The sequence below is a fragment of the Pseudorhodoferax aquiterrae genome (genome assembly GCF_014652235.1).
GTDB lineage: Bacteria > Pseudomonadota > Gammaproteobacteria > Burkholderiales > Burkholderiaceae_C > Pseudorhodoferax > Pseudorhodoferax aquiterrae.
The window spans coordinates 1-21,671 of the sequence record NZ_BMYK01000047.1 but is presented as its reverse complement, the minus strand read 5'-3'; the positions used below and the strand labels follow the sequence as shown (position 1 = coordinate 21,671).

Genomic DNA, 21,671 nt, shown 5'->3' with positions numbered 1-21,671 from the left:
CGCCATGCCCACCGTGGACGCCCGCAACCGCCTGCAACCGGCCCTGCTGGACCGGCTGACCGACGAGGCACCCGGCGCGCAGCGCGAGGCGGACGACCACCGCGTCATGTCCAAGGCGCAGCTGCGCCAGGCCGTGCTGCGCGACCTGGGCGCCCTGTTCAACGCCGTGCAGCCTCTGGGCCGCGCGGCCGACGCCTATCCGGGCGTGGCGGCCAGCGTGCTGAACTTCGGCCTGCCGGCCCTGTCGGGCCAGCTCGCCTCGCGGCTCGACATCGGCGTGCTCGAGCGCGCCATCCGCCAGGCCGTGCTGCGCTACGAGCCGCGCATCCTGGCCGACAGCCTGCAGGTGCGCGCGCTCGAATCCACGAGCGTGCTGGACACCCACAACGTGATCGCCTTCGAGATCCGCGGCCACCTGTGGTCGCAGCCGGTGCCGCTGGAGATCCTGCTCAGGACGCAGATGGATCTGGAGGCGGGGCAGGTGGAGGTGAGGGATGGCACTGCACCCCGCTCACGAACGCAATGAAAGGACAAGGTGAACATCATGGCTTTCAGTGATGCAGAGTTCTTCGAACAAGGACTCAACTTCCCTGCCGAGGAGGCATTGAAGCTATCCAGAATTACAAAGCTGGTCTGTCTCGCCATGGGCGGCGCCATGGGAGCTGCCTTGGCGATATCAACGATGGGCAACACATCGGGGGCTCAAGCGCCAGGCAACATCAAGCTGTACTCCGCTCTGGCCGGGCTTTTTGCTGGAGCGGCCATCGGAGCGGGCAGTTGCACCGTCATCCGCTCCAAGATCATCAAGTTCATCGACTCTGTTCGCCATTTGCCGCTGGCGAATGCGATTGCCAAGATGAAAGCTGGTCAACGCGAAGAGCTGCGCAGTGAAGCGCGCAAGCTGTTGGCGATGCAAGACAGGATTCTTCAGCTGGAGCAGGAATCCAAGTCTCCATCAAGCCTGCGCAGTGAATGGGCAACTTGAGGCCCCATGGACCCCCGCCTCCTGCGCCTCTACAGCGACGAGCTGACCCACCTGCGCGAGCTCGGGGGCGAGTTCGCGCAGGCCTTTCCCAAGATCGCGGCGCGGCTGGGCATGGAGGGCATGGAGGTCAGCGATCCCTATGTCGAGCGGCTGCTGGAGGGCTTCGCCTTCATGGCCGCGCACGTGCAGCTCAAGATCGAGGCCGAGCAACCGCGCCTGATCGCGCAGCTGCTGGAGGCCAGCTACCCCAACTTCCTCGCGCCCGTGCCCGCGATGCTGGTGGCGCGCTTCGAGGCCGATCTGCTGGACCCCAAGCTCGCGCGCGGCCACTTGGTGGCGCGCGGCAGCGCCATCACCTCGGGGCTGCCGCGCGGCCAGGGCACGCACTGCGAATTCCGCACCGCGCATGCCGTCACGCTGTGGCCCATCGAGCTGCTGGCGGTGCAGTACTTCACGCACGCGCCCGACCTGCCGCTGGCCCGCCTGCCGCAGGCCCAGGGCACGCAGGGTGGCCTGCGCATCCGCCTGCGCACCGGGGCCGGCCTGGCCTGGCAGCAGCTGGGCCTGGACCGGCTGGCCTTCTACATCAGCGCACCCGACGAGGTGGCGTTGCGCCTGCACGAACTGCTGCACGGCGCGACCACCGGCACGCTGGTGGCCGCCCCCCAGCGCGGCCTGCTGCCCGCCTGGCGCGGCCCGCAGAGCCTGCAGCCGCTGGGCTTTGCCGCCGACGAGGCGCTGCTGCCCGAGTCGCTGCGCGCCTTCTCCGGCTACCGGCTGCTGCAGGAGGCCGCTGCCATGCCGCAGCGCCTGCTGTTCTTCGAGATCGGCGAGCTCGCGCCGCGGCTGGCGCAGGTGGCGGGCGACGAGGTGGAACTGGTGGTGCTGCTGCGCCGCGGCGATGCGCCGCTGGAGGCGCTGGTCGACCAGGCCAGCCTGGCCTTGCACTGCACGCCCGCGATCAACCTGTTCCGCAAGCGCCTGGACCGCATCGAACTCGGCCCGGGCGCCTGGGAGTACCACGTGGTGCCGGACCGCGCCCGGCCCATGGACTTCGAGGTGCACAGCCTGGAGTCGGTCACGGGCTACGGCAACGGCACCGTGGCGCAGCAGCAGTTCCAGCCGCTCTATGCCACGCAGCAGGCAGCCGGCACCGGCGACGCCGGTGGCGGCCAGCCCGCGGCGCACGGCTACTACACGCTGCGGCGCGAGCCGCGGTTGCGCTCGCAACGCCAGCTGCAGCAGGGCACGCGCTCGGCCTACGTCGGCGAGGAGGTCTACCTCGCGCTCGTCGATCCGCAGCACGCACCCTACCGCGAAGACATCCGCCAGCTCTCGGTCGCGGCCTGGGTCAGCAACCGCGACCTGCCGCTGTTGCTGCCGCACGGCATCGACCCCGATCCCGAGCCCGGCGCAGGCCACCGGCCGCGCTGGCAGCTCGAGACCGCCGGCCCGGTGCGGCGCGTGGACGCGCTGCGCGGGCCGACCCGGCCCGTCACGCGCCGGCCGGTGGGCGAACTCGGCTGGCAGCTGGTCAGCCACCTCAGCCTGAACCACCTGTCGCTGGTGGGCAGTTCGCCCAGCGAGGCCGCGGCCACGCTGCGCACCATGCTGCGGCTGTACGCGCCGCCCGAAGATGCGGCCTGGGCGCGCCAGGTGGCCGGCGTGCTGGCGCTGCAGGCGCGGCCCGTGGTGCGGCGCCTGCCGTTCAAGGGCCCGATGAGCTTTGGCAGCGGCACCGAGATCGTGCTGGAACTGGACGAACTGGCCTACCAGGGCAGCAGCGCCTTCCTGTTCGCCAGCGTGCTGGAGCGCTTCTTCGCGCGGCATGCGGCCATCAACGCCTTCACGCAGCTGGTGCTGCGCACGCCGCAGCGCGGCGAGCTCATGCGCTGGCCGCCGCGCACGGGGCTGCGGGAGCTGGTGTGAACGCGCGCCGCGACGCGCTGTTCGCGGCGCTGCGCGAAGCGCCCTGGGAGCACGACTTCTTCGCGCTGCTGCGCCGGCTCGAGGCCCTGCATCCGCAGGCGCCGCGCATCGGCCATGCGCTGCGGCCCGCACAGGAACCCGTGCGCCTGGGGCAGGACCCGGAGCTCGACTTCGCGCCCGCCCCGCTCTCCAGCTTCGGGCACGAGGGCAAGGCCGCGGCGCCGCGCCTGGGCGTGCGCTTCTTCGGCCTGCTCGGCCCGCAGGGCCCCATGCCGCTGCACCTGACCGAGTACGTGCGCGAGCGCCTGCGCGCACACGACCCGACGGCCGCGCGCTTTCTCGACCTGTTCCACCACCGCATGCTGGCGCTGTTCTACCGCGCCTGGGCCGACGCCCAGCCCACGGTGCAGCACGACAGGCCGCCGCACGACCGCTTCGCCGCCTGGCTGGGCGCCGGCTTCGGCCAGGCCGACGCGGCCCCGCTGCAGGGCGCGCTGCCGCGCCAGGCCCAGCTGTTCCAGGCCGGCCTGCTGGGCGCGCGCAGCCGCCACCCCGAGGGCCTGGCCAAGCTGCTGACGCAGTACCTGCGCGTGCCGGTCCGCATCGAGCAGCATGTGGCGCACCGGTTGCCCATCGCCGCGCAGGACCGCAGCCGCCTGGGCCACGCGCGCAACCGGCCCGAGCGCGCCAGCCAGCCGGCCGCCCGGTTGGGCCACAGCGCGAACCCCGGCCGCACCGTTCCCGACCGGCAGTTCAAGTTCCGCGTGGTGCTGGGGCCGCTGACGCTGGCGCAGTACCGGAGCTTCCTGCCCGGCGGCCCGGCCGGGCCGGCGCTGCGCGACTGGGTGCGCCAGTACGCCGGACTGGACCTGCAGTGGGATCTGCAGCTCGTGCTGGCGCAGGCCGAGCTGCCGGCACCCCGCCTGGGGCGGCAGGTCGCGCTGGGCCGCACGTTCTGGCTCGGCCGCCAGCCGGCCCCGCGCGACCGCGGCGACCTGCGCCTGCGGCCGGCCCACCTGTCCCCGCACCCTGCTGGAGGCCCCCATGCCTGAGATCTCGCGCACCGCGCTGTTCGGCAAGCTCAATGCCACGGCCTACAAGGCCATCGAGGGCGCCACCGTGTTCTGCAAGCTGCGCGGCAACCCCGTGGTGGAGCTGCAGCACTGGCTCTACCAGATCCTCAATGCGCAGGACTCCGACCTGCACCGCATCGTGCAGCACGCCGGCATCGATGCGGGCACGCTGGCCACCGACCTGACGGCCGCGCTGGACCGGCTGCCGCGCGGTGCTTCCTCGGTGACCGATCTGTCCAGCTGGGTCGAGGGCGCGGCCGAACGCGGCTGGGTCTACGGCTCGCTGATGTTCGGCGACCAGCGCGTGCGCACCGGCACGCTGCTGCTGGGCATGCTCAAGACCACCGGGCTGCGCGCGGTGCTGGTGTCGATCTCGCGCCAGTTCGAGCGCATCCAGGCGGACGCGCTGGCGCAGGATTTCGCCAGGATCGTGGCCGGCTCGCCCGAGGACGCGCAGGGCGCCACGGCCAGCGGCGCCGCCCCCGGCGAGGCCAGCGGCGCCATCGCCCCGGCCGCCCTGGGCAAGCAGGAGGCGCTCAAGCGCTTCGCCGTCGACCTGACCGAGCGCGCGCGCAAGGGCGAGATCGACCCGGTGGCGGGCCGCGACGAGGAGATCCGCCAGATCGTCGACATCCTGATGCGCCGGCGCCAGAACAACCCCATCCTGACCGGCGAGGCCGGCGTCGGCAAGACCGCCGTGGTCGAGGGCTTCGCGCTGCGGCTGGCGCGCGGCGACGTGCCGCCCCAGCTCAAGGACGTGCGGCTGCACCTGCTGGACGTGGGCCTGCTGCAGGCCGGCGCCAGCATGAAGGGCGAGTTCGAGAGCCGGCTGCGCGCCGTGATCGACGAGGTGCAGGCCTCGCCCCAGCCCATCGTGCTGTTCATCGACGAGGCCCACACCCTGGTCGGCGCCGGTGGCCAGGCGGGCACCGGCGACGCCGCCAACCTGCTCAAGCCGGCACTGGCGCGCGGCAAGCTGCGCACCATCGCCGCCACCACCTGGGCCGAGTACAAGAAGTACATCGAGAAGGACCCCGCGCTCACCAGGCGCTTCCAGGTCGTGCAGGTGCCCGAGCCCGACGAGGACAAGGCCATCGTCATGCTGCGCGGCGTGGCCGGCATCCTGGAGCAGCACCACCGCGTGGCACTGCTGGACGAGGCCATCGAGGCCGCCGTGCGGCTGGCGCACCGCTACATCCCGGCGCGCCAGCTGCCCGACAAGGCCGTGAGCCTGCTGGACACCGCCTGCGCGCGCGTGGCCGTGAGCCAGCACGCCACGCCCGCCGCGCTGGAGGACTGCCAGCGCCGGCTCGAGGCACTGCAGGTGGAGCAGCAGATCGTCGGCCGCGAGGCCGCCATCGGCATCGACACGGCCGAGCGCGCCCAGCGCACGGCCCAGGCCATCGACCAGGAGCAGACGCGGCTGGCCGTGCTGCAGCAGCGCCATGCCGACGAGAAGGCCGTGGTCGACCGCATCCTGGAGATCCGCGCGAAGCTGCGCCCGGCCGCCACCGAGCCGGCTCTGGAAGAGGCACAGCGCGCGGGCCTGCTGGCCGACCTGGCGCCGCTGCAGGCCCGGCTGCGCGAGCTGCAGGGCGATGCCCCGCTGATCCTGCCCACCGTGGACGCGCAGGCCGTGGCCAGCGTGGTGCAGGACTGGACCGGCGTTCCGGTAGGCCGCATGGTCAAGAACGAGGTCGAGGCCGTGCTGCGCCTGGCCGACACGCTGGACCAGCGCGTGATCGGGCAGAAGCACGCACTGGAAATGATCGCGCGGCGCGTGCAGACCTCGCGCGCACGGCTGGACAACCCGGGCAAGCCGATCGGCGTGTTCCTGCTGTGCGGCACCTCGGGCGTGGGCAAGACCGAGACGGCGCTGGCGCTGGCCGAAGCCCTGTATGGCGGCGAGCAGAACCTCGTCACCATCAACATGAGCGAGTTTCAGGAGGCGCACACCGTCTCCACGCTCAAGGGCGCGCCGCCCGGCTACGTGGGCTACGGCGAGGGCGGCGTGCTGACCGAGGCCGTGCGGCGACGCCCCTACAGCGTGGTGCTGCTCGACGAGGTGGAGAAGGCCCACCCCGACGTGCACGAGCTGTTCTTCCAGGTCTTCGACAAGGGCTGGATGGAAGATGGCGAAGGCCGCGGCATCGACTTCAAGAACACCATCATCCTCTTGACCAGCAACGTCGGCAGCGAACTGATCATGCGCATGTGCCGGGGCGCCGCAGCGGCGCCGGACCCCGAACAGATCGCCACTGCGCTGCGCGCGCCGCTGCTGCAGGTGTTCCCGGCCGCGCTGCTGGGCCGGCTGGTGGTGGTGCCCTACTACCCGCTGTCGGACGCGATGATGGGCGACATCGTGCGGCTGCAGCTGGGCCGCATCGCCAAACGCGTGCAGGAGAACCACGGCATCCCCTTCACCTACGACGACGCGGTGGTGCAATTGGTGGTCTCGCGCTGCACCGAGGCGGAGTCCGGCGGGCGCGTGATCGACGCGATCCTGACCAACACCGTGCTGCCGCGCGTGTCGCTGGAGTACCTGACGCGGCTGGCCGCGGGGGGCAGCCTGCAGCGGATCGCGCTGGGGGTGCGGGATGGGGAGTTCAGTTACGCGTTCGATTGAGCGGCGCAGCAATGGCGAACGCACGCATTCCCGGACCTCTTTCGGACAGCGACGCCGAGTCGATCGACCGCGGGACGATGTGTCTGCAACGTTCCCCCACGCCAGGGCCCGTGGGAACCATGTCGGTTGAGTTCGGCATCGACCACGAGGCCAGCCCAGATCAAGGCGTTCAGATCGTATTGACGCCCCTCCAGCTCGCCGCCGTCCTCACAGAAGAATCGGTGGACGAAGCACCCACCTTGTCCGACCGAATGTGGGGTGCAGGAAAACTGTTGGTCGGGGCACTCGAGCTGATCGGAGCCGGAGGTCTTCTCCTTGCGCCAGAGCCCACTGCGGCGACAAAGGTCGCGGGCGTGGCCCTTGGCGCACACGGGCTTGACACTTCATCGTCGGCGATGCGCCAGATCGCAACCGGCAAGGACACCACCACCTTGACCGCCGAGGCGGCTGAATCGCTTTCTTCTGCGCTCGGTGCCCATCCCAAAACGGCCGAGATGATCGGCCTCGGTGCCGACATGGCAGTTCCGCTCATCGCCGGTGGCGTCGGTGCGCTACGTGCGCTCGCCATACGGCGGGGGGCAATCAGTCTGACAGCGCAAGAGGCAGCTGGTGGTCACACCATCTCGAGACACGTCGGCCAGACGGCACAACAGCTTCGCGCCCGCCTCGCGCGCCAGCCCGGCATCCCCGCAGCCTCTACATTCAGAACGCTCGCTGACGCAGAACGCCACGTGTCTGCCGCTTTGCGGTCCAACCGTGCCGCCATCGAAGCTTGGGCCCGGGCCGCAAGCCCTGGAGGGCGACCGTTCACGGTCACCTACCAGGCAACGACGACGGTCGGCGAAGGTGTGGTGAGGGCCACGGGCCAGTTGCAACAGATGACAAAGTTGGTCGTCGTGCTGCGCCGCGTCCAGCAACAGAATCGGGCCTACTTCGTTCTTACGTCCTACCCGGTGCCTTGACCATGCCGACCATCACCTCCAAGGGGCAACGACAGTTTCCCGATCTGGCCGCTTTCATGGGGGGCTGGTTTCATCAGGATTTCGACATCCACGGCGACACCCTGGAGGAAGTGGTTGCGGCGTTCAAGGCTGAAAGCGACGCTGCGCTGGTCGCGCCCCTGGTCGATGACATCGACGCCTTTCTGGCCACAGGCGACGAAGGCATGGAAGAACGCTTCCAGGAGTTTTTCCGGCCCGACATCATCCCCACGGCCTTGCGCCCCACGACGCGCGAGTTTCTGCTGGCCGTTCGCGCAGCGCTCGCGGCGGGCCCTGGCTGAAAAGTTGCATGGCGCTACGGCGCCCTCGACCACCCCAAGCCGGTCTCATGGACCTGCATCGCGAGCGACGCGAGCAGGCGCTCGGCAAAGGCGCCATCGCAGGCCGGCAGCCCCAGCGCATCGCCATCGACGGCAGGCCGCGCGACGGCGAGGACACCGCGGCTTACCCACGCAGCCGCACGCGCCCCTCGTCCATGGCGGCCACCGCGCCGATGACTTTAGTCTGTTGCCCGCCTCGCCCCCGCCCCCTACCGTTGCATGGACTCCCTCCGCACCATGCCGGTTTCGATCACCCTCACCTCTCCGCTGCCGCCCGAGGACTTGCTGTTCGAGTCCATGCGCTGCTCCGAAGGCCTCAGCATGCTCGGCGAGATGCAGCTGGCCCTGGTCAGCGCCAAGCCCGACCTGAAGCCGCAGGACCTGCTCGGCAAGACCCTGGGCGTGACGGTGCAGCTGCGGGACGACGCCAAGCGCCACTTCCACGGCCACGTGACGCGCTTTTCGATCGGCGCGCGCAGCGGGCGTTACTACGGCTACCAGGCCAGCGTGCGACCCTGGCTGTGGTTCCTCACGCGCACGACGGACTGCCGCATCTTCCAGGACCTGAGCGTGCCCGACATCGTGAAGAAGGTGTTCGAGGACCATGCCGGCGCCAGCTTCAAGTTCAACCTGTTCCGCTCCTACCGCAAGTGGGTCTACTGCGTGCAGTACCGCGAGAGCGACTACAACTTCGTCGCCCGCCTGCTCGAGCACGAAGGCATCTACTGGTACGTGGAGCACGGCGAGGGCCAGCACCGGCTGGTGCTGGTGGACTCCAAGACCGCGCACGACGCCGCACCCGGCTGCAAGGCGCTGCCCTACTACGAGAACCCGGGCGAAGCGCCGCCGGACCTCGAATGCGTCTCGGGCTGGCAGTTCGCCAGTGGCGTGGAGACCGACCACACGCTGCTGCGCAGCTACGACTTCGAGCGCCCGTCGGCATCGCTGGAGGCCAAGGCCGAGACCCAGCCGCCTTACAAGATCGGCGCGCTGGAGCAGTACGACTGGCAGGGCGACTACCTGCAGGCTGCCGACGGCACGCAATGGGCCGAGGCCCGCCTCGACGAGCAGCAGACGCGCCACGAGAGTGCCCACGGCAGCAGCAACGCGCACGGCATCGAAGCCGGCCGGCTGCTGAACCTGGAGCGCCACCCGCGCGAGAACCAGAACGCCGAGTACCTGGTGACCCAGGTGACCGTGGAAGCACGCAACGACGCCTACGAAAGCGGCGGCAGCGCCGGCAGCTGGCAGTGCGCGTTCTCGGCCATCCCGGCGGGCCAGCAATTCCGCCCGCCGCGCCGCACGCCCAAGCCCTTCGTGCAGGGGCCGCAGACGGCCGTGGTCACCGGGCCGGCCGGCGAGGAGATCCACACCGACAAGTACGGCCGCGTGAAGCTGCAGTTCCACTGGGACCGGCAGGGCCGCAAGGACGAGAAGAGCTCGTGCTGGGTCCGCGTGTCGCACCCCTGGGCCGGCAAGAACTATGGCGCCATCCACATCCCGCGCATCGGCCAGGAAGTGGTGGTCGACTTCCTGGAAGGCGACCCCGACCAACCCCTGGTCACCGGCCGCGTCTACAACGCCGAGCAGATGCCGCCCTGGGAGCTGCCGGCCAACGCCACGCAGAGCGGCATCCTCACGCGCTCGAGCAAGGGCGGCGCCGCGGCCAACGCCAACGCACTGCGTTTCGAGGACAAGAAGGGCAGCGAGCAGGTCTGGCTGCATGCCGAGAAGAACCAGGACATCGAGGTCGAGAACGACGAGACGCACTGGGTGGGGCATGACCGCACGAAGACGGTGGACCACGACGAGACCGTGCACGTGAAGCACGACCGCACCGAGACCGTGGACCACAACGAGACCATCACCATCGGCGTGGACCGCAGCGAGCGCGTCGGCAACAACGAAACCATCGCCATCGGCGTGAACCGCACCGAGACCGTGGGCAGCAACGAGACCATCACGGTCGGCGCCAACCGCACGGAGACCGTGGGCGCCAACGAGACGATTTCCATCGGCTCGAACCGGACGATCACGGTGGGCGCCAGCGAGACGGCGACCGTCGCGCTGCAGCGCACGCACACGGTGGGTGTGAACGAGACGATCTCGGTGGGCGGCGCACAGGAGGTGACGGTCGGCGGCCTGCAAGCGGTCACTGTCGGCGCTGTCCAGACAGTCACAGTCGGGGCGTCGCAGTCCATCAGTGTCGGGGCGAGCCGCAGCGTCAACGTCGGTGGCGCACAGTCGGAAACCGTCGGCGGCTCCCAGTCGACAAAGATCGGGGGCGACGAGTCGACCGCCGTTGCCGGCGGGCGTTCGACGAACGTCGGCAAGGACGATATCCTGAAGATCAGCGGCAGTGGACAGACCGAAGCTGGCAAGACACTGACCTTCAGCGCCGCCGATCAGATCGTGATCAAGACAGGCAGCGCAAGCCTGCTGATGAAGAGTGATGGAAGCATCGAACTGAAGGGAAAGAACATCAAGATCGACGGCTCTGGGAAGGTCGTTGTCAAAGCTGGTGGCGAGCTCGTTCTGACCGGCAGCAGCAAGATCACGATGAACTAACGACAACAGGAGGAACAGGCGCATGACCACCCAGAAGCTGGAGGCGCTCGATGTCTGGCGCATGGAACCCACGATCCCCGGGCCTAGGATCGGCACGATCACGGGGTTCAGCCATCGAGGCGACCCCATCGTCAGCTATCCCGGCATGCCAACGGCGCCATGCCCCGCGCGCGTCGTCGCGTCGGTGTCGCCACCGGTACTGCGGGATGCCCAACAGAAGGGCCACGAGGTCCTGTTGGTGTTCGAGGCCGGTAACCCGCGGCAACCCATCATCGTGGACTTGCTGGGAGAACCCGATGCGGCGCCTCACGCGGCTGTCGTGTCAGCGACGACGCCTGCCGCCCTTTCCGATGCACCAAGCCCTGCAGCCGATGCGTCGATACGGGGCGAGCTGGCTGTCGGCAGAATCCTCTCGATTGCCGACGAGAGGCTCGAGATCGAGCTTTGGCGCAACGGGGATCGCAGAGTTGTGTCCGCGCGCGCGTGCACCGTACTGGAGAACGCGGTTGATCCGGTGGTGCTGGCACCGGTTGATGCCGATGCCCTGATCGACGGCGTCCGGTGGCTCGTCATCGGCCAGATGCTCTCGAGCATCAAGGTTCGATCTGGCGATGCTGCACAGAGCGAACTGGTGGTCCAGGCCAAGTCGATCCGCCTCGTCGCAGAGCATGACCTGGTGCTGGTGGCCGGCAACACGCGGCTGCAGCTCACCGCGCAGGGACGCTTCGTCGCCATTGCCGACGACATCGTCTCGCGCGCCCGCATGACGAACCGCGTCATGGGCGGTTCCGTGCAACTGAACTGAAAGCGGGCGTCTGCCGTGGGCGTCACCGTCAGCATCAATTCGCCGAACACCGTGGTGCACGCGGGAAGCGGCGGCCAGTCTCCGGTATTCCCCGACGTCTGCAAGACGCCATCGCCCGGTGGGCCGATCCCGATTCCCTACCCGAACATGGCTCGGTCGTCCGACGCGGCCGAGACTGCCGGCACGGTCTACGCGGACGGCCAGAAGATCATGCTGAAAAATTCGTCCTTCTCGACGAGCACGGGCGACGAAGCAGGCTCGGTCGGCGGCGTCGTTTCAAACTGCACCAAAGGCAAGGCGCAGTTCATCTTGTACTCGTTCGACATCAAGGCCGAAGGGCAGAACGTGCCGCGCAACACCGACATGATGAAACAGAACGGCAGCGGCTCGAACTTCAACGCCGTGGGATAGACAGCATGCAAGACATCAGCAGCCGAGTACAGGACGTCGTAGGCCGCGTGGTTGCGGCGATTCGTGATCTGAACGTCCGAGAGGGTGTGGATGACGAGAGTCCCGAGCCAGGGCCGCCAGCCAGCGAGGCGGACATACGCGCTGCAGAAGCAGCGCTCGGCGTGCGTTTCCCGCCCCAGTACCGAGCCTTCCTGCGACTGCACGACGGCTACCGCTGGCTCGCGTATCCCGGCGACATGCTGCCACTGCGCGACCTCCTTCCGGGCAGCACCATGCACCAGCAGATCAGCAAATGGAAACGTCTTGCCGCGGAGTATGGCGGCGGCGAGGTGCTCAACGGCCTCTTCTTCGCGTCGCTGGGCCAACCTAACAACTGGGTCTACTTCGATCTCGACCGCCCCACCGACGGCGGCGAGTACACCGTCGTGCGGTTCACACCCGACGAATCGAGCGAATTTCCCGACCTGATCGCCTTCTTGGAGAGTCGGATTGACGTCTGCAACGTCGAGATTCCGGACGAAGGCGAAGACGGCGAGACGCAGGAGTGACGGACTGTGGCAAACGTGGCCCAGGCGACCTTTGTGGGCGGAGACATCGTCATCGAGTGCGACGACCGCTGGGGCTGCTGCCAGCGCGCGCAAGCCAAGGCCAAGGTCCAATCCATGAACCGGGAAATCGCCAGAGGCCCCAAGCGTGTGCAAGGTGTTCTGTCTGCCGTCACCACGGCGCAGAAGGACCGGATCCAGGGGCGTGCCAAGCGCAAGTTCGATGCCATCCCTTCCGACAGTGCACGGGCCGCCGACGCACGCGCCCGTGGCGCTCCCGACTGTCTTGCCGACGAGATCGAGAAAGGTGCTTCGCGCGCTGATCTGAACATCCAGATGGATCATCCTCTTGATGTCAAGTTGGGTGGCCTCGCATCGGCCAAACTGACGCCGCTCGATGGCGCCGTCAATCTGGCAATGGGTCTGTTTGCCAAGAACGTTGGCAACGACATGGGTGCAGGCACGCAGGTCACCGGGGTCTCGCTGATCTGTCCGGGCAATGGGAATTGTCCTGGCGAGGATCACTCTGTCGGCACACGCACGAGTTTCCCGAGCGGCGGCCAGCGCAGAACCGCCAATGCGTCCAGTCTCGACACCTTCAGTTACTAGACGCCTGACCATGGAGCTCGACAACCGCGTCCCCTGGGCACAAACCATCTGGTTGCCGCTCATCGCCGCCAGCGGAGAGTTGGGCGTGACCGTGATTGCAAAGGCCTCGCTGAATGCAGCGGCCCAGGGCACGGCCACGGCGGCAACTGCACCGGTGCCGATTGCGATGTGCGATATCCACGCACCTGGCGACAACGGCATGCTGTGCACCCCGTCGGACCTGTGCGACTACAAGCCCGGCACGGATGTTGTCGTCGTGGCGCCACCAGATCCGAAGGTGAACGAAGCCCTGCGCCGACGTACCGTGGCGATCGGCATTGGACCGATTTCCGTACGCCACCGCGCCGGGCGCGGTAACGGTGTCTTTCCGCTGCGGCGCGACCACCCGTCGCGCCTGCCGCTGGCAGGAACCTACGATGCTGCGTGGCTGGAGCAGCGCATGCCACTCTTGCCCGAAGACTTCGACCCAAGGTTCCATCAGGCTGCGCCGAGCGACTTGGTTGCCGTGCCGTGGCTGCGGGGCGGGGAGTCCGTCACCGTCGAAGGTCTGTACGACGCGCCTGCGGCCTGGCACACGGTGCTGCCGCCGGTGCGGCTGGTGTTGTGCGGCCATGTGCTCAATCGCTACTTCAGTCTCCCGATGCGGCTGGACACCGTGCTGATCGACGCCATCCAGCCGCGGCTCACGATGGTCTGGCGTGCATCGCTGCGCCCGCTGCGCAAAGTCGAAGACGTCAAGGCGCTGTTTCTCTACGCGGTGCGTCCACAGATTGCCCGCGAAGTGTTCGGCATGGAATGACGGAGGCGCAGTGCGTGGGGAGCAGCAGCAGCCTGTAGCCATCACCGGCGTCGGCATGCTCACCCCTGTCGGCCTGCGCGCTTATGCATGCCTGCATGCCGTGCGCTGCGGCCTGTCGCGCTTCAGCCCGCAGCCCTTCCGTGACCGCGCCAAAGGCTGGATTGTCGGCGGCCGGGTCATGGCGTGGTTGCCGAATGCGGGAGTCCAACGCCTCGCGGCGCTGGCCGACGCTGCGATCGGACAAGCGCTGGAACAGGCGCGCTGGACGTCAAGCCATCGACTTGCGCTCGTGCTGTGCAGCACGGAGGACGACAGGCCAGGTCCGCGCCTGGCCGACAACCACGATGCGCTGCAGGCCGCGCTTGGCGCCGACCGCTTGTCGCTGTTCTCACGCACAGAGATCTTGCACGACGGGGCCGCGGGCTTCGCGTTGGCACTGGATCACGCCCAACGCATGCTGCATGCCGGCGAGGTCGAAGCGTGCATCATTGGCAGCGCGGACAGCCAACTCGACATCCGCGTGACGCGCTGGCTCGAAGATGCGGGGCGGCTGAAGTGTCGCCACGCCAACGACGGGCGCATCCCCTCGGAAGCTGCGGCCTTTGTCGTCGTCGAGCATCCCGAACGGGCCCGGCTACGGCGCGCGCCGGTACTGGCGGTCGTGGGTGGTTTCAGCATGGCTTGGACGGTACGCTCCGGCGGCGGACAGGTTCTCAGGGCGACGCGCGCCTGTACCGAGGCCGTGCGCGCAACGCTTGCTGCTGCCGCGCTGACGCCCGCAGAAGTCGGCATGGTGTGGAGCGATCTCAACGGCGAGAGCGCCCGCGGACTGGAGTGGGGTCTCGCAAGTGTCAGGATGGGGCTGGCCTGTTCGGAGTCGTTGTTCCATCCAGCAGACTGTTGGGGCGACCTAGGCGCTGCCAGCGGTTGCGCTCTGCTGGGATTGGGCGCCATGGCGCAGGCCACCGGCTGGGCCGGTGGCAAGCCGCTGCTTGTGACGGTTGGCAATGAAGGCCCTGGCAGAGCAGGATGCGTCGTTCTGCCGCCGCCCCGAGACGCCGGGCTGGTGCAGGTGTCGCACCGGGCACCGCGCATCTACCGTCTGGACTACCGCATCGGCACCACCACGGAGATACCGCCGGCGGCTGCGATCGACCCACTGCGAGGTCGCTTCCAGGAACAAATGACCGCAGAGATCGGGGACACGCTGGCCGGCTTGCACCATCAGCATGCGGCACTGCTGCACGCGGCCGACTCTCGCTGGCAGGATCGCGCTCGCGTAGAGCAGCGCATGCTCAACCATCTCGACGCAGTGGTGGCGGGCGGCACGCAAGCGATGGCGCATGTCGCGGACCTGTGCATGTCCGGCGACGCCGGGCTCGTGTTCGCGGCGTCGCTTCTGATCGGATCGCTGCCCCATCCGGACAATCTGCGGCGGCTCGAGTCGGCACTCGCCGCATCGACCGATCCGGCGGTTCTCGACGGGGTCAAGGCGGGGTTGGCCCATGCGCCCCGCAGTGCGCAACTGTCTGACCTCCTGCAACGCTGGACGCTCGATCCGCAGGCGTCAGTGCGCATGCTCGCCTTGCAGCTGATCTGCCTGCGATGCGAAACGCAGGTCGCTGTACCGCATGCCGTGCTTTCGGACGAGTCGCCTGGGGTGCGGGCATGGGGCGTGGAACTGCTGGGTCGGCGGCGCAAGCTGAATGCCGAAACCCTGCGCACGCTGATCGGAACCCAGGAAGGCGATCTTCAACGGCGCGCGTTGTTGGCGCTGCTGCGGCTGGACCCGGCGGTGGCTGCCCACGTCGCGCGAGCTCAGATTGAGCAGGCACCAGACACCGGCGCGTCGCTTACCATGTCGCTGGCCCTGGCAGGGCAGTCGGGCGATGGTGCGCTACTACGGGATCTCGCAGCCCGACACCAGAGTCCGGACGCCATACTGGCCCTCGGCGTCTATGGCGAACCGGCTGCGGTTCCGACGCTGATGGCATTTCTCGAGCACGACGCACCGCTGGCGGCGTCGGCCGCACATGCGCTACGCATCGTCTCCGGGCTCAGAGTGGACGAGGATGTGCGCGTCGAGCGGGCAGTCGACTTGCTCGGCGGGGAGACCACCACCGTGATCGAGGCCCAGCACCGGCCAAGTCAATCGCGTGAGCTGTGGGCAGCTTGGTGGTCCGAGGCGCTACCGAAGGTCGCCCAGTCGCGGATGCGACGCATGCGGCAAGGGCGTCCTTTCTCCCTGGACACCTGCCTGGCCGAAATCGAGCATCCCGACTCGGCCAACGTCGACCGGTCCCGTGCAGCACTGGAACTCGACATCCACGGGGCGGTGGCCATCCCCCCGGACGTGGAGTGGTTCGTCGCGCGCCAAGCACTGGTGTTACGCAAGCTCCGCGCCCAGCTGCAGGCTGAGCTTTGACCGCGGCGTTGTGACCGGCATCCAACCGCGCGGGCGCATCCAGTTCACGCTGCCCAAGCTGTATCTGGGCTTTGACACCCGCTTTTACGACGGCAGCCACCAGTTGCACCAGCACCGGCGCCTGCACACGGTCATCCTCGCGCAGGACATTCCACGGGTCTCGCTGCGAACGCCTCGAAGCGTGCGACCGCCACCAAGAAGGCCAAGGAACCGATCCAGAAATTCGAAGACGACGCGGCAGCAAGAGCCGCCGCAAAATGGGCAAATTGCCCATGAAGGACAGGCCATGCCAGACCTTGCCAAGCATCACCGACTGCTGAATTTCCAGAATGCGCATGGCAAGGACGAACCATGGCTTGCCATCGATTGCGCCTTCCTCGAAAGCGGCCTGCAGTACGCGCGCGCCCATGCTTGCAAGCGCATCCTGTTCGGATCCGTGGACAACGAGAAGAAGGCACACAAGGTCGGCATCGAGGTGCTGGAACACCTGCCGGGGCTGGAAGGAATCATGTGGCAGATCCCGATTCCCAAGGGAACGGACGTGGCGCCGCTCATGGCGCAGGGAGAACTGAAATACCTGAGCATCGTCCAGCCGAAGCTGGGCCTCGATCTCGCCGCGTTCCCTCAACTGGAATATTTTGGTTTCCAGTTCTCGGAGGACATCACGGGCTATGCCCGCGCCAGTGCATCGCTGCGCAAAGTGCGGGTGTCGGGCCTGGCTGGCGATCTCACGTTTCTTGGCGCAGTCAAGGGCCTGGTACAGCTCGAAATCGTGCGTTCGGACATCGAATCGCTCGCAGGGCTCCAAGCCGTCGCCAAGCTGGAGGAGCAGACGCTGGTCCTGTGCAGAAAGCTGGGCGACATATCGCAGGCAGCACGCCTGAAGAAGTTGCGCAGCCTGTCGATCGACGGCTCCAGTGGCCTGACCGATCTATCGGCTGCACGCCATTTCGATGCGCTGCTGTCGCTATGGCTGAAAGCCAAGGCCATCGAATCCTGCGGCTTCATACGGGCATGGCATCGCTCACGTTCGCCAGCATCAACGCAGAGATCATGGACAACGATCTGTCCCCGCTGCTGCAATCCAAGTCCCTGCGGGAGGTCTGGTTCAGCCCGCCGAAACGTAGCGATGTTCCCAAGCTGTCCCCGGACGAGTTGAACACCATGCTGGCCGCCCGCTGAGCACCCGATCAAGGCCCGGACCTTGCCCCAGGGCGCATTCCTCGACGAGCCCATGGTCCTGCGTCACGATGGGAACCCCATGGACATGTTGATCGCCCTTTCATCCCTGCCCCTTGCGCCCACCCCGCCGGGCCAGCGCATCCGCAAGCCCATCGGCCCAGAGCACGACCTCGTCGTCGCCTGGGTCGCCCGGCACTTCTCGCCCGCCTGGGCCAGCGAGGCCCGCGCCGCGCTCGCCAACCGCCCCCTCACCCTCTTCATCGCCGCCCGCGGAGACCCGGGCGAACTGCTGGGCTTTTGCGCCTACGACGCCACCGCCCGCGGCTTCGTCGGCCCCATCGGCGTGCGCGATACCGCCCGCCGCAGCGGCATCGGCGCCGCCCTGCTGCTGGCCTGTCTGCACGACATGCGCTCCATGGGCTATGGCTACGCCGTGGCCGGCGCCGTCGGCGCACCCGATTTCTTCCGCCGCGTCGCCGGCGCCATCGACATCCCCGACTCCACCCCCGGCCTCTACGCCGGCATGCTCCGCGCGCCATCCGCCGCGCCATGACTTTGGTTCATTGCCGCGCCGCGGCCCCGCGTTCAGCATGCCCCCATGCCCGAAGCCGCCCGCGACGAGACACTGCACGTTTCCGCCCCGCCTGACGCGGACGCGCGGGCCGTGCCGCTCGACGCCGACGCCACCCGCATCGCCCCGCACACCGCCGGCCCGCGCGCACCGCTGACACACACCCGGCTGAACACGCCGACCCTCACGCGCGGCAGCGGCCTGACCCTGCCCGGCGGCAGCAGCCAGGCAGCCGAGCTCGAGGTGCGCCAGGTCGGCCGCTACCAGATCCTGGCCAAGCTCGGCCGTGGCGGCATGGCCACCGTGTTCCGCGCGCACGACCCCGACATCGGCCGCGACGTGGCGATCAAGTTCCTGCACGCCTCGCTGTGCGAAGACGAGGAGTACCGCGCGCGCTTCCTGCGCGAGGCACGCGCGGCCGGCGGCCTGTCGCACCCGCACATCGTGACCGTGCACGACGTGGGCGAGATCGACGGTCGGCCCTACATGGCCATGGAATTGCTGGAGGGCGAGCCGCTGGCCGACCTGCTGCAGGGCGGGCAGCCGCTGCCGGTGCGCGACGTGGTGGTCATGGGCATCCAGCTCGCGCAGGCGCTGGACTATGCGCACCAGCGCGGCATCGTGCACCGCGACATCAAGCCCGGCAACATCGCGCGGCTGCGCGACGGAAAGACCATCAAGGTGATGGACTTCGGCATCGCCCACATGGCGGCCAGCGCGGCCGGCGAGCAGCGCACGCGCGTGGGCGACGTGCTGGGCACGCCACAGTACATGTCGCCCGAGCAGATGCAGGGCGGCAAGATCGATGGCCGCTCGGACCTGTTCACGGCCGGCATCGTGCTCTACCAGATGCTGACCGGGCAGCGCCCGTTCCAGGGCGACAGCGTGGTCACGCTGGCGCTGAAGATCTCCAAGGAAGACCCGACGCCGATCGAGAAGCTGCGCCCCGAGGTGCCGCCCGCGCTGCGCCGCGTGATCGACCGCTGCCTGGCCAAGGCACCCGAGCGGCGCCACCAGAGCGGCGCCGCGCTGGCCGAGGCGCTGCAGCGCGTGCTGGCCGAGATGGACGAGCTCGCGCGCGCCGGCGAAGGCACGCAGGCGCGCGGCGTGCCGCTGCGGCTCAAGTGGGCCGGCCTGATGGCGCTGATCGTGGCCGGGGTGATGGCCGTCACGGCCTCTCTGATCGTGCAGCGCCAGCAGGCCGCGCTGATGGCCCAGGTGGGCGACTCGGGCGCGGCGCTCACGCGCTTCATCGCGGCGCAGAACGCGGTGCCGGCGCTGTCCGAGGACTGGGTGGTCGTCGACGTGGCGCTGCAGAACCTCATGCAGACGCGCGACTTCGAGAGCATCACCGTGACCGACCGCGGCGGTGTCGTGCGTGCCGCGAGCCGGCCCGAGCTGGTGGGCCAGCCCTGGCGTGCACCGGCCGGCGAGGCGCTGGGCGAGGCCGGCGGCGTGCAGCGCACGCGCTACCTGGCCAATGGCGAGCCCGTGCTGGGCTTCGCCGCGCCCATCACCTTCCAGGGCAAGGCCGTGGGCCAGGTCGTGCTGGGCCTGCCCGAGCGCGCGCTGGCCGCGGTGGCACGCCAGTCGCAATGGCTGATGGCGGTGCTGGCGCTGGTCACGGTGGCGGCCGTGGCGCTGGCCATGTACCTGGTAGGCACCTGGTTCGCGCGGCCGATCCGGCTGGTCGGCGAGGCCATGGACGAGATCACGGCCGGGCGGCTGGACTTCCGCATCCGCGAGCAGCGCAAGGACGAGTTCGGCCAGCTCTATGCGGCCTTCGACCGCATGGCCCAGGCGCTGCAGGAGCGCGCCGCGCCGCCGCCCGCCGACGCCCCGCCCGCGCGCGAGCAACCGGGCTGACGGCATGCGGCTGCTGCCATGCCCGCTGCGCGCCGCCGTGGCCCTGCTGCCTGCGCTGCTGGCCGCCTGCGGCACGCCGCAACCGGCAGCGCCAGTGGCGGCACCGGCGGCGGTGGTGTCCGCAGCGCAGGCGTCGCAGGACGGCGTGGTCGCACGCGGCGAGCGGCTGCTGGTCTACCTGCCGCGCAGCGGCGACACGCTGCGCAGCATCGCCGCGCAATGGCTGGGCAGCGCGGAGCAGGACTGGCAGATCGCCGCGGCCAACGGCGGCATCGCCCAGCCCCGGCCCGGCGTGCCGCTGGTGGTGCCGCTGCAAAGCCCCAACCCGGGCGGCATCGCCGGCGACAGCTACCAGACCGTGCCCGTGCTGTGCTACCACCGCTTCGGCGGCGGCGGCGGCCGCATGTCGGTCACGCCCGCGCGCTTCGCCGAGCAGATGCAATGGCTGGTGGACAACGGCTACCGCGTGGTCCGGCTCGCGCAGCTCAGCGACTACCTCGCGGGCCGGGCCGCGCTGCCGCCGCGCGCCGTGGTCGTCACCGTGGATGACGGCTACGCCTCCTTCCACCAGCATGCCTGGCCGGTGCTGCGCCGGCTCGGCCTGCCGGCCACGCTGTTCGTCTACACCGACTTCATCGGCGCCGGGCTGGCCGTGGGCTGGCCGCAGCTGCAGGAGCTGGCGGCCTCGGGCCTGGTCGACGTGCAGGTGCATTCCAAGACGCACCGCAACCTGATCGAGCGCCAGGCCGGCGAAACCGACGAGCGCTACCGCCAGAGCCTGGACCAGGAGATCCGCGTGCCGCGCGAGCTGCTGCAGCAGCGCCTGCCCACGCCGGTGCAGCACTACGCCTACCCGTTCGGCGACGCCAACGAGCAGGTGCTGGAACTGCTGGCGCGCCAGCACTACCAGCTGGCCGTGACGGTCACGCCGGGCGGCAACCCCTTCTTCGCCCAGCCGCTCATGCTGCGCCGGACCATGGTCTTCGGCGACCACGACATGGAGGCGTTCCGGGCCCGGCTGCAGACCAGCCGGCGCATCGGCGCCGCGCCATGAACCGGCCGACGGCAGCGCTGCTGGCCGGCTGCGCGCTGCTGCTGGCGGGCTGCGCCGGCACGCCACCGTCCGGGCCGGGCGCAGAGCCCGTGGCCTTGCCCCTGCCCGGCCAGCAGGAGCAGGCCATCGGCCGCTTCGAGGGGGAGCAGCGCGTGCGCGCGCTGCAGCTCGAAGACGAAGGCCAGTGGGCCGACGCCGCCTGGACCTGGGAGGTGCTGGTGGTGCTGCGGCCCACGCATGCGCCCTACCGCGAGCGCGCCGCCGCACTGCGCCAGCGCATCGCGCTCGCCGTGGCCGAACAGCTCGAACGCGCGCAGGCGGCCCAGCGGCGCGGTGCTCAGGAGCAGGCCGCCACCCACTACCTGCGCGCGCTGGCGCTGCAGCCCGACCACGCGCAGGCCGCCGATGCCTTGCGTGCGCTCGAGCGCGAGCGCAACCGGCGCCTGTACCTGGGCAAGCCCTCGCGGCTCACGATCCAGCGGCGCGACGGGCTGGAGGCGGCGCCGCCCAGGCCGCGACCGGCCGCCAAACCGGCCATGGGCAGCCAGGCCGACGCGCCCTGAGCCACGCGCTCACTTCAGCTTGTCGGCCCGCTCCTGCAGCTGCAAGGCCTTCTGCCGCTCCAGCCGCGCCGTCTCGTTCGCCGGTTCGAGCTCGAGCACGCGGTCCCAGCTGCGGATCGCGCCGGCCAGGTCCTGGCGCGCGAAGGCCGAGCGGGCGGCCAGGCTGTGGCGTTCGACGAGGCGCTTGCGCGCCGCGTCGGCACGGGCCTTGGCCCCGGGCTGGTCGAGCGCGGCCGCGCGCTCGTACTCGGCCAGCGCGCGTTCGTTCTGGCCTGCGCGCTCGGCCGCCTCCGCGCTGCGCAGGGCCTGCTCGCCCGGCGAAGGCTCGGGCGCGGGCGC

At 69.4% G+C, this 21,671-nt stretch carries 20 protein-coding genes; 19 read left to right on the top strand and 1 reads right to left on the bottom strand.

The features are described 5' to 3' along the window. The first annotated feature begins 4 nt into the window (after positions 1 to 4). The 19 genes from tssE to IE209_RS32200 all read left to right on the top strand — a co-directional run bounded on the left by tssE (position 5) and on the right by IE209_RS32200 (position 21,332). Positions 5 to 526, top strand: a complete 522-nt coding sequence (gene tssE, locus IE209_RS32290; protein ID WP_189690964.1) for a type VI secretion system baseplate subunit TssE — start codon at positions 5 to 7, stop codon at positions 524 to 526. 9 nt (positions 527 to 535) lie between these two features. Next, positions 536 to 985 carry a hypothetical protein gene (locus IE209_RS32285; protein WP_189690963.1) on the top strand — a complete coding sequence of 150 codons (450 nt, stop codon included), beginning with the start codon at positions 536 to 538 and terminating at the stop codon, positions 983 to 985. A gap of 6 nt (positions 986 to 991) precedes the next feature. Further along, positions 992 to 2,914: a type VI secretion system baseplate subunit TssF gene (tssF, locus tag IE209_RS32280; RefSeq protein ID WP_189690962.1), complete on the top strand. Its 1,923-nt coding sequence runs from the start codon at positions 992 to 994 to the stop codon at positions 2,912 to 2,914. Beyond that, positions 2,911 to 3,966 (top strand): type VI secretion system baseplate subunit TssG, encoded by a 1,056-nt coding sequence (tssG, locus tag IE209_RS32275; protein ID WP_189690961.1) that lies wholly within the window; start codon positions 2,911 to 2,913, stop codon positions 3,964 to 3,966. Before tssF ends, tssG begins: the two co-directional genes overlap by 4 nt. Then, positions 3,959 to 6,613, top strand: coding sequence for a type VI secretion system ATPase TssH (gene tssH / locus IE209_RS32270; protein WP_189690960.1), 2,655 nt, complete (start codon positions 3,959 to 3,961; stop codon positions 6,611 to 6,613). The genes tssG and tssH overlap by 8 nt, the downstream gene beginning before the upstream one ends. Positions 6,614 to 6,732: 119 nt before the next feature. Then, on the top strand, positions 6,733 to 7,575 hold the full coding sequence (locus IE209_RS32265) for an RNase A-like domain-containing protein (protein WP_189690959.1): 843 nt from the start codon (positions 6,733 to 6,735) through the stop codon (positions 7,573 to 7,575). A 2-nt stretch (positions 7,576 to 7,577) separates the two neighbouring features. Beyond that, positions 7,578 to 7,895 carry a contact-dependent growth inhibition system immunity protein gene (locus IE209_RS32260; RefSeq protein WP_189690958.1) on the top strand — a complete coding sequence of 106 codons (318 nt, stop codon included), beginning with the start codon at positions 7,578 to 7,580 and terminating at the stop codon, positions 7,893 to 7,895. 276 nt (positions 7,896 to 8,171) lie between these two features. Then, the gene (locus IE209_RS32255) at positions 8,172 to 10,502 is read left to right on the top strand and encodes a type VI secretion system Vgr family protein (protein WP_189690957.1); all 2,331 of its coding nucleotides are present in this window, start codon (positions 8,172 to 8,174) and stop codon (positions 10,500 to 10,502) included. A 22-nt stretch (positions 10,503 to 10,524) separates the two neighbouring features. Continuing rightward, positions 10,525 to 11,307 carry a DUF6484 domain-containing protein gene (locus IE209_RS32250; RefSeq protein WP_189690956.1) on the top strand — a complete coding sequence of 261 codons (783 nt, stop codon included), beginning with the start codon at positions 10,525 to 10,527 and terminating at the stop codon, positions 11,305 to 11,307. A gap of 15 nt (positions 11,308 to 11,322) precedes the next feature. Then, positions 11,323 to 11,718, top strand: coding sequence for a DUF4150 domain-containing protein (locus IE209_RS32245; RefSeq protein WP_189690955.1), 396 nt, complete (start codon positions 11,323 to 11,325; stop codon positions 11,716 to 11,718). A gap of 5 nt (positions 11,719 to 11,723) precedes the next feature. Continuing rightward, positions 11,724 to 12,266, top strand: a complete 543-nt coding sequence (locus IE209_RS32240) for an SMI1/KNR4 family protein (protein ID WP_189690954.1) — start codon at positions 11,724 to 11,726, stop codon at positions 12,264 to 12,266. 15 nt (positions 12,267 to 12,281) lie between these two features. Further along, positions 12,282 to 12,872 carry a hypothetical protein gene (locus IE209_RS32235; protein WP_189690953.1) on the top strand — a complete coding sequence of 197 codons (591 nt, stop codon included), beginning with the start codon at positions 12,282 to 12,284 and terminating at the stop codon, positions 12,870 to 12,872. A 10-nt stretch (positions 12,873 to 12,882) separates the two neighbouring features. Next, positions 12,883 to 13,671, top strand: coding sequence for a DUF2169 domain-containing protein (locus IE209_RS32230; RefSeq protein ID WP_189690952.1), 789 nt, complete (start codon positions 12,883 to 12,885; stop codon positions 13,669 to 13,671). Positions 13,672 to 13,726: 55 nt separating this feature from the next. Further along, complete coding sequence (locus IE209_RS32225) at positions 13,727 to 16,096, top strand: hypothetical protein (protein ID WP_189690951.1); 2,370 nt, start codon at positions 13,727 to 13,729, stop codon at positions 16,094 to 16,096. Between the two features lie 10 nt (positions 16,097 to 16,106). Next, a complete protein-coding gene (locus tag IE209_RS32220; RefSeq protein ID WP_189690950.1) occupies positions 16,107 to 17,255 on the top strand; it encodes a leucine-rich repeat domain-containing protein in 1,149 nt (382 codons plus the stop codon). Positions 17,256 to 17,357: 102 nt separating this feature from the next. Continuing rightward, entirely contained in the window at positions 17,358 to 17,831 is a 474-nt protein-coding gene (locus IE209_RS32215; protein ID WP_189690949.1) for a GNAT family N-acetyltransferase, read from the top strand. A 45-nt stretch (positions 17,832 to 17,876) separates the two neighbouring features. Beyond that, positions 17,877 to 19,715, top strand: coding sequence for a protein kinase domain-containing protein (locus tag IE209_RS32210; protein ID WP_189690948.1), 1,839 nt, complete (start codon positions 17,877 to 17,879; stop codon positions 19,713 to 19,715). A 4-nt stretch (positions 19,716 to 19,719) separates the two neighbouring features. Further along, on the top strand, positions 19,720 to 20,769 hold the full coding sequence (locus IE209_RS32205) for a polysaccharide deacetylase family protein (RefSeq protein WP_189690947.1): 1,050 nt from the start codon (positions 19,720 to 19,722) through the stop codon (positions 20,767 to 20,769). Continuing rightward, positions 20,766 to 21,332, top strand: coding sequence for a hypothetical protein (locus IE209_RS32200; RefSeq protein ID WP_189690946.1), 567 nt, complete (start codon positions 20,766 to 20,768; stop codon positions 21,330 to 21,332). Before IE209_RS32205 ends, IE209_RS32200 begins: the two co-directional genes overlap by 4 nt. 9 nt (positions 21,333 to 21,341) lie before the next feature. Here the strand turns inward: IE209_RS32200 and IE209_RS32195 are convergent. Continuing rightward, positions 21,342 to 21,671: hypothetical protein (locus IE209_RS32195; protein ID WP_229883166.1), on the bottom strand; the 330-nt coding region annotated here is incomplete at its 5' end.

Bases quoted from the DNA above. Each gene is read 5' to 3' on its own strand.
- IE209_RS32230 (WP_189690952.1), top strand. From the start codon at position 12,883: ATGGAGCTCGACAACCGCGTCCCCTGGGCACAAACCATCTGGTTGCCG.
- IE209_RS32260 (WP_189690958.1), top strand. From the start codon at position 7,578: ATGCCGACCATCACCTCCAAGGGGCAACGACAGTTTCCCGATCTGGCC.
- IE209_RS32225 (WP_189690951.1), top strand. From the start codon at position 13,727: ATGCTCACCCCTGTCGGCCTGCGCGCTTATGCATGCCTGCATGCCGTG.
- IE209_RS32205 (WP_189690947.1), top strand. From the start codon at position 19,720: ATGCGGCTGCTGCCATGCCCGCTGCGCGCCGCCGTGGCCCTGCTGCCT.
- IE209_RS32240 (WP_189690954.1), top strand. From the start codon at position 11,724: ATGCAAGACATCAGCAGCCGAGTACAGGACGTCGTAGGCCGCGTGGTT.
- IE209_RS32255 (WP_189690957.1), top strand. From the start codon at position 8,172: ATGCCGGTTTCGATCACCCTCACCTCTCCGCTGCCGCCCGAGGACTTG.
- IE209_RS32250 (WP_189690956.1), top strand. From the start codon at position 10,525: ATGACCACCCAGAAGCTGGAGGCGCTCGATGTCTGGCGCATGGAACCC.
- tssH (WP_189690960.1), top strand. From the start codon at position 3,959: ATGCCTGAGATCTCGCGCACCGCGCTGTTCGGCAAGCTCAATGCCACG.
- tssE (WP_189690964.1), top strand. From the start codon at position 5: ATGCCCACCGTGGACGCCCGCAACCGCCTGCAACCGGCCCTGCTGGAC.
- IE209_RS32210 (WP_189690948.1), top strand. From the start codon at position 17,877: ATGCCCGAAGCCGCCCGCGACGAGACACTGCACGTTTCCGCCCCGCCT.
- IE209_RS32215 (WP_189690949.1), top strand. From the start codon at position 17,358: ATGGACATGTTGATCGCCCTTTCATCCCTGCCCCTTGCGCCCACCCCG.
- IE209_RS32265 (WP_189690959.1), top strand. From the start codon at position 6,733: ATGTCGGTTGAGTTCGGCATCGACCACGAGGCCAGCCCAGATCAAGGC.
- tssF (WP_189690962.1), top strand. From the start codon at position 992: ATGGACCCCCGCCTCCTGCGCCTCTACAGCGACGAGCTGACCCACCTG.
- IE209_RS32200 (WP_189690946.1), top strand. From the start codon at position 20,766: ATGAACCGGCCGACGGCAGCGCTGCTGGCCGGCTGCGCGCTGCTGCTG.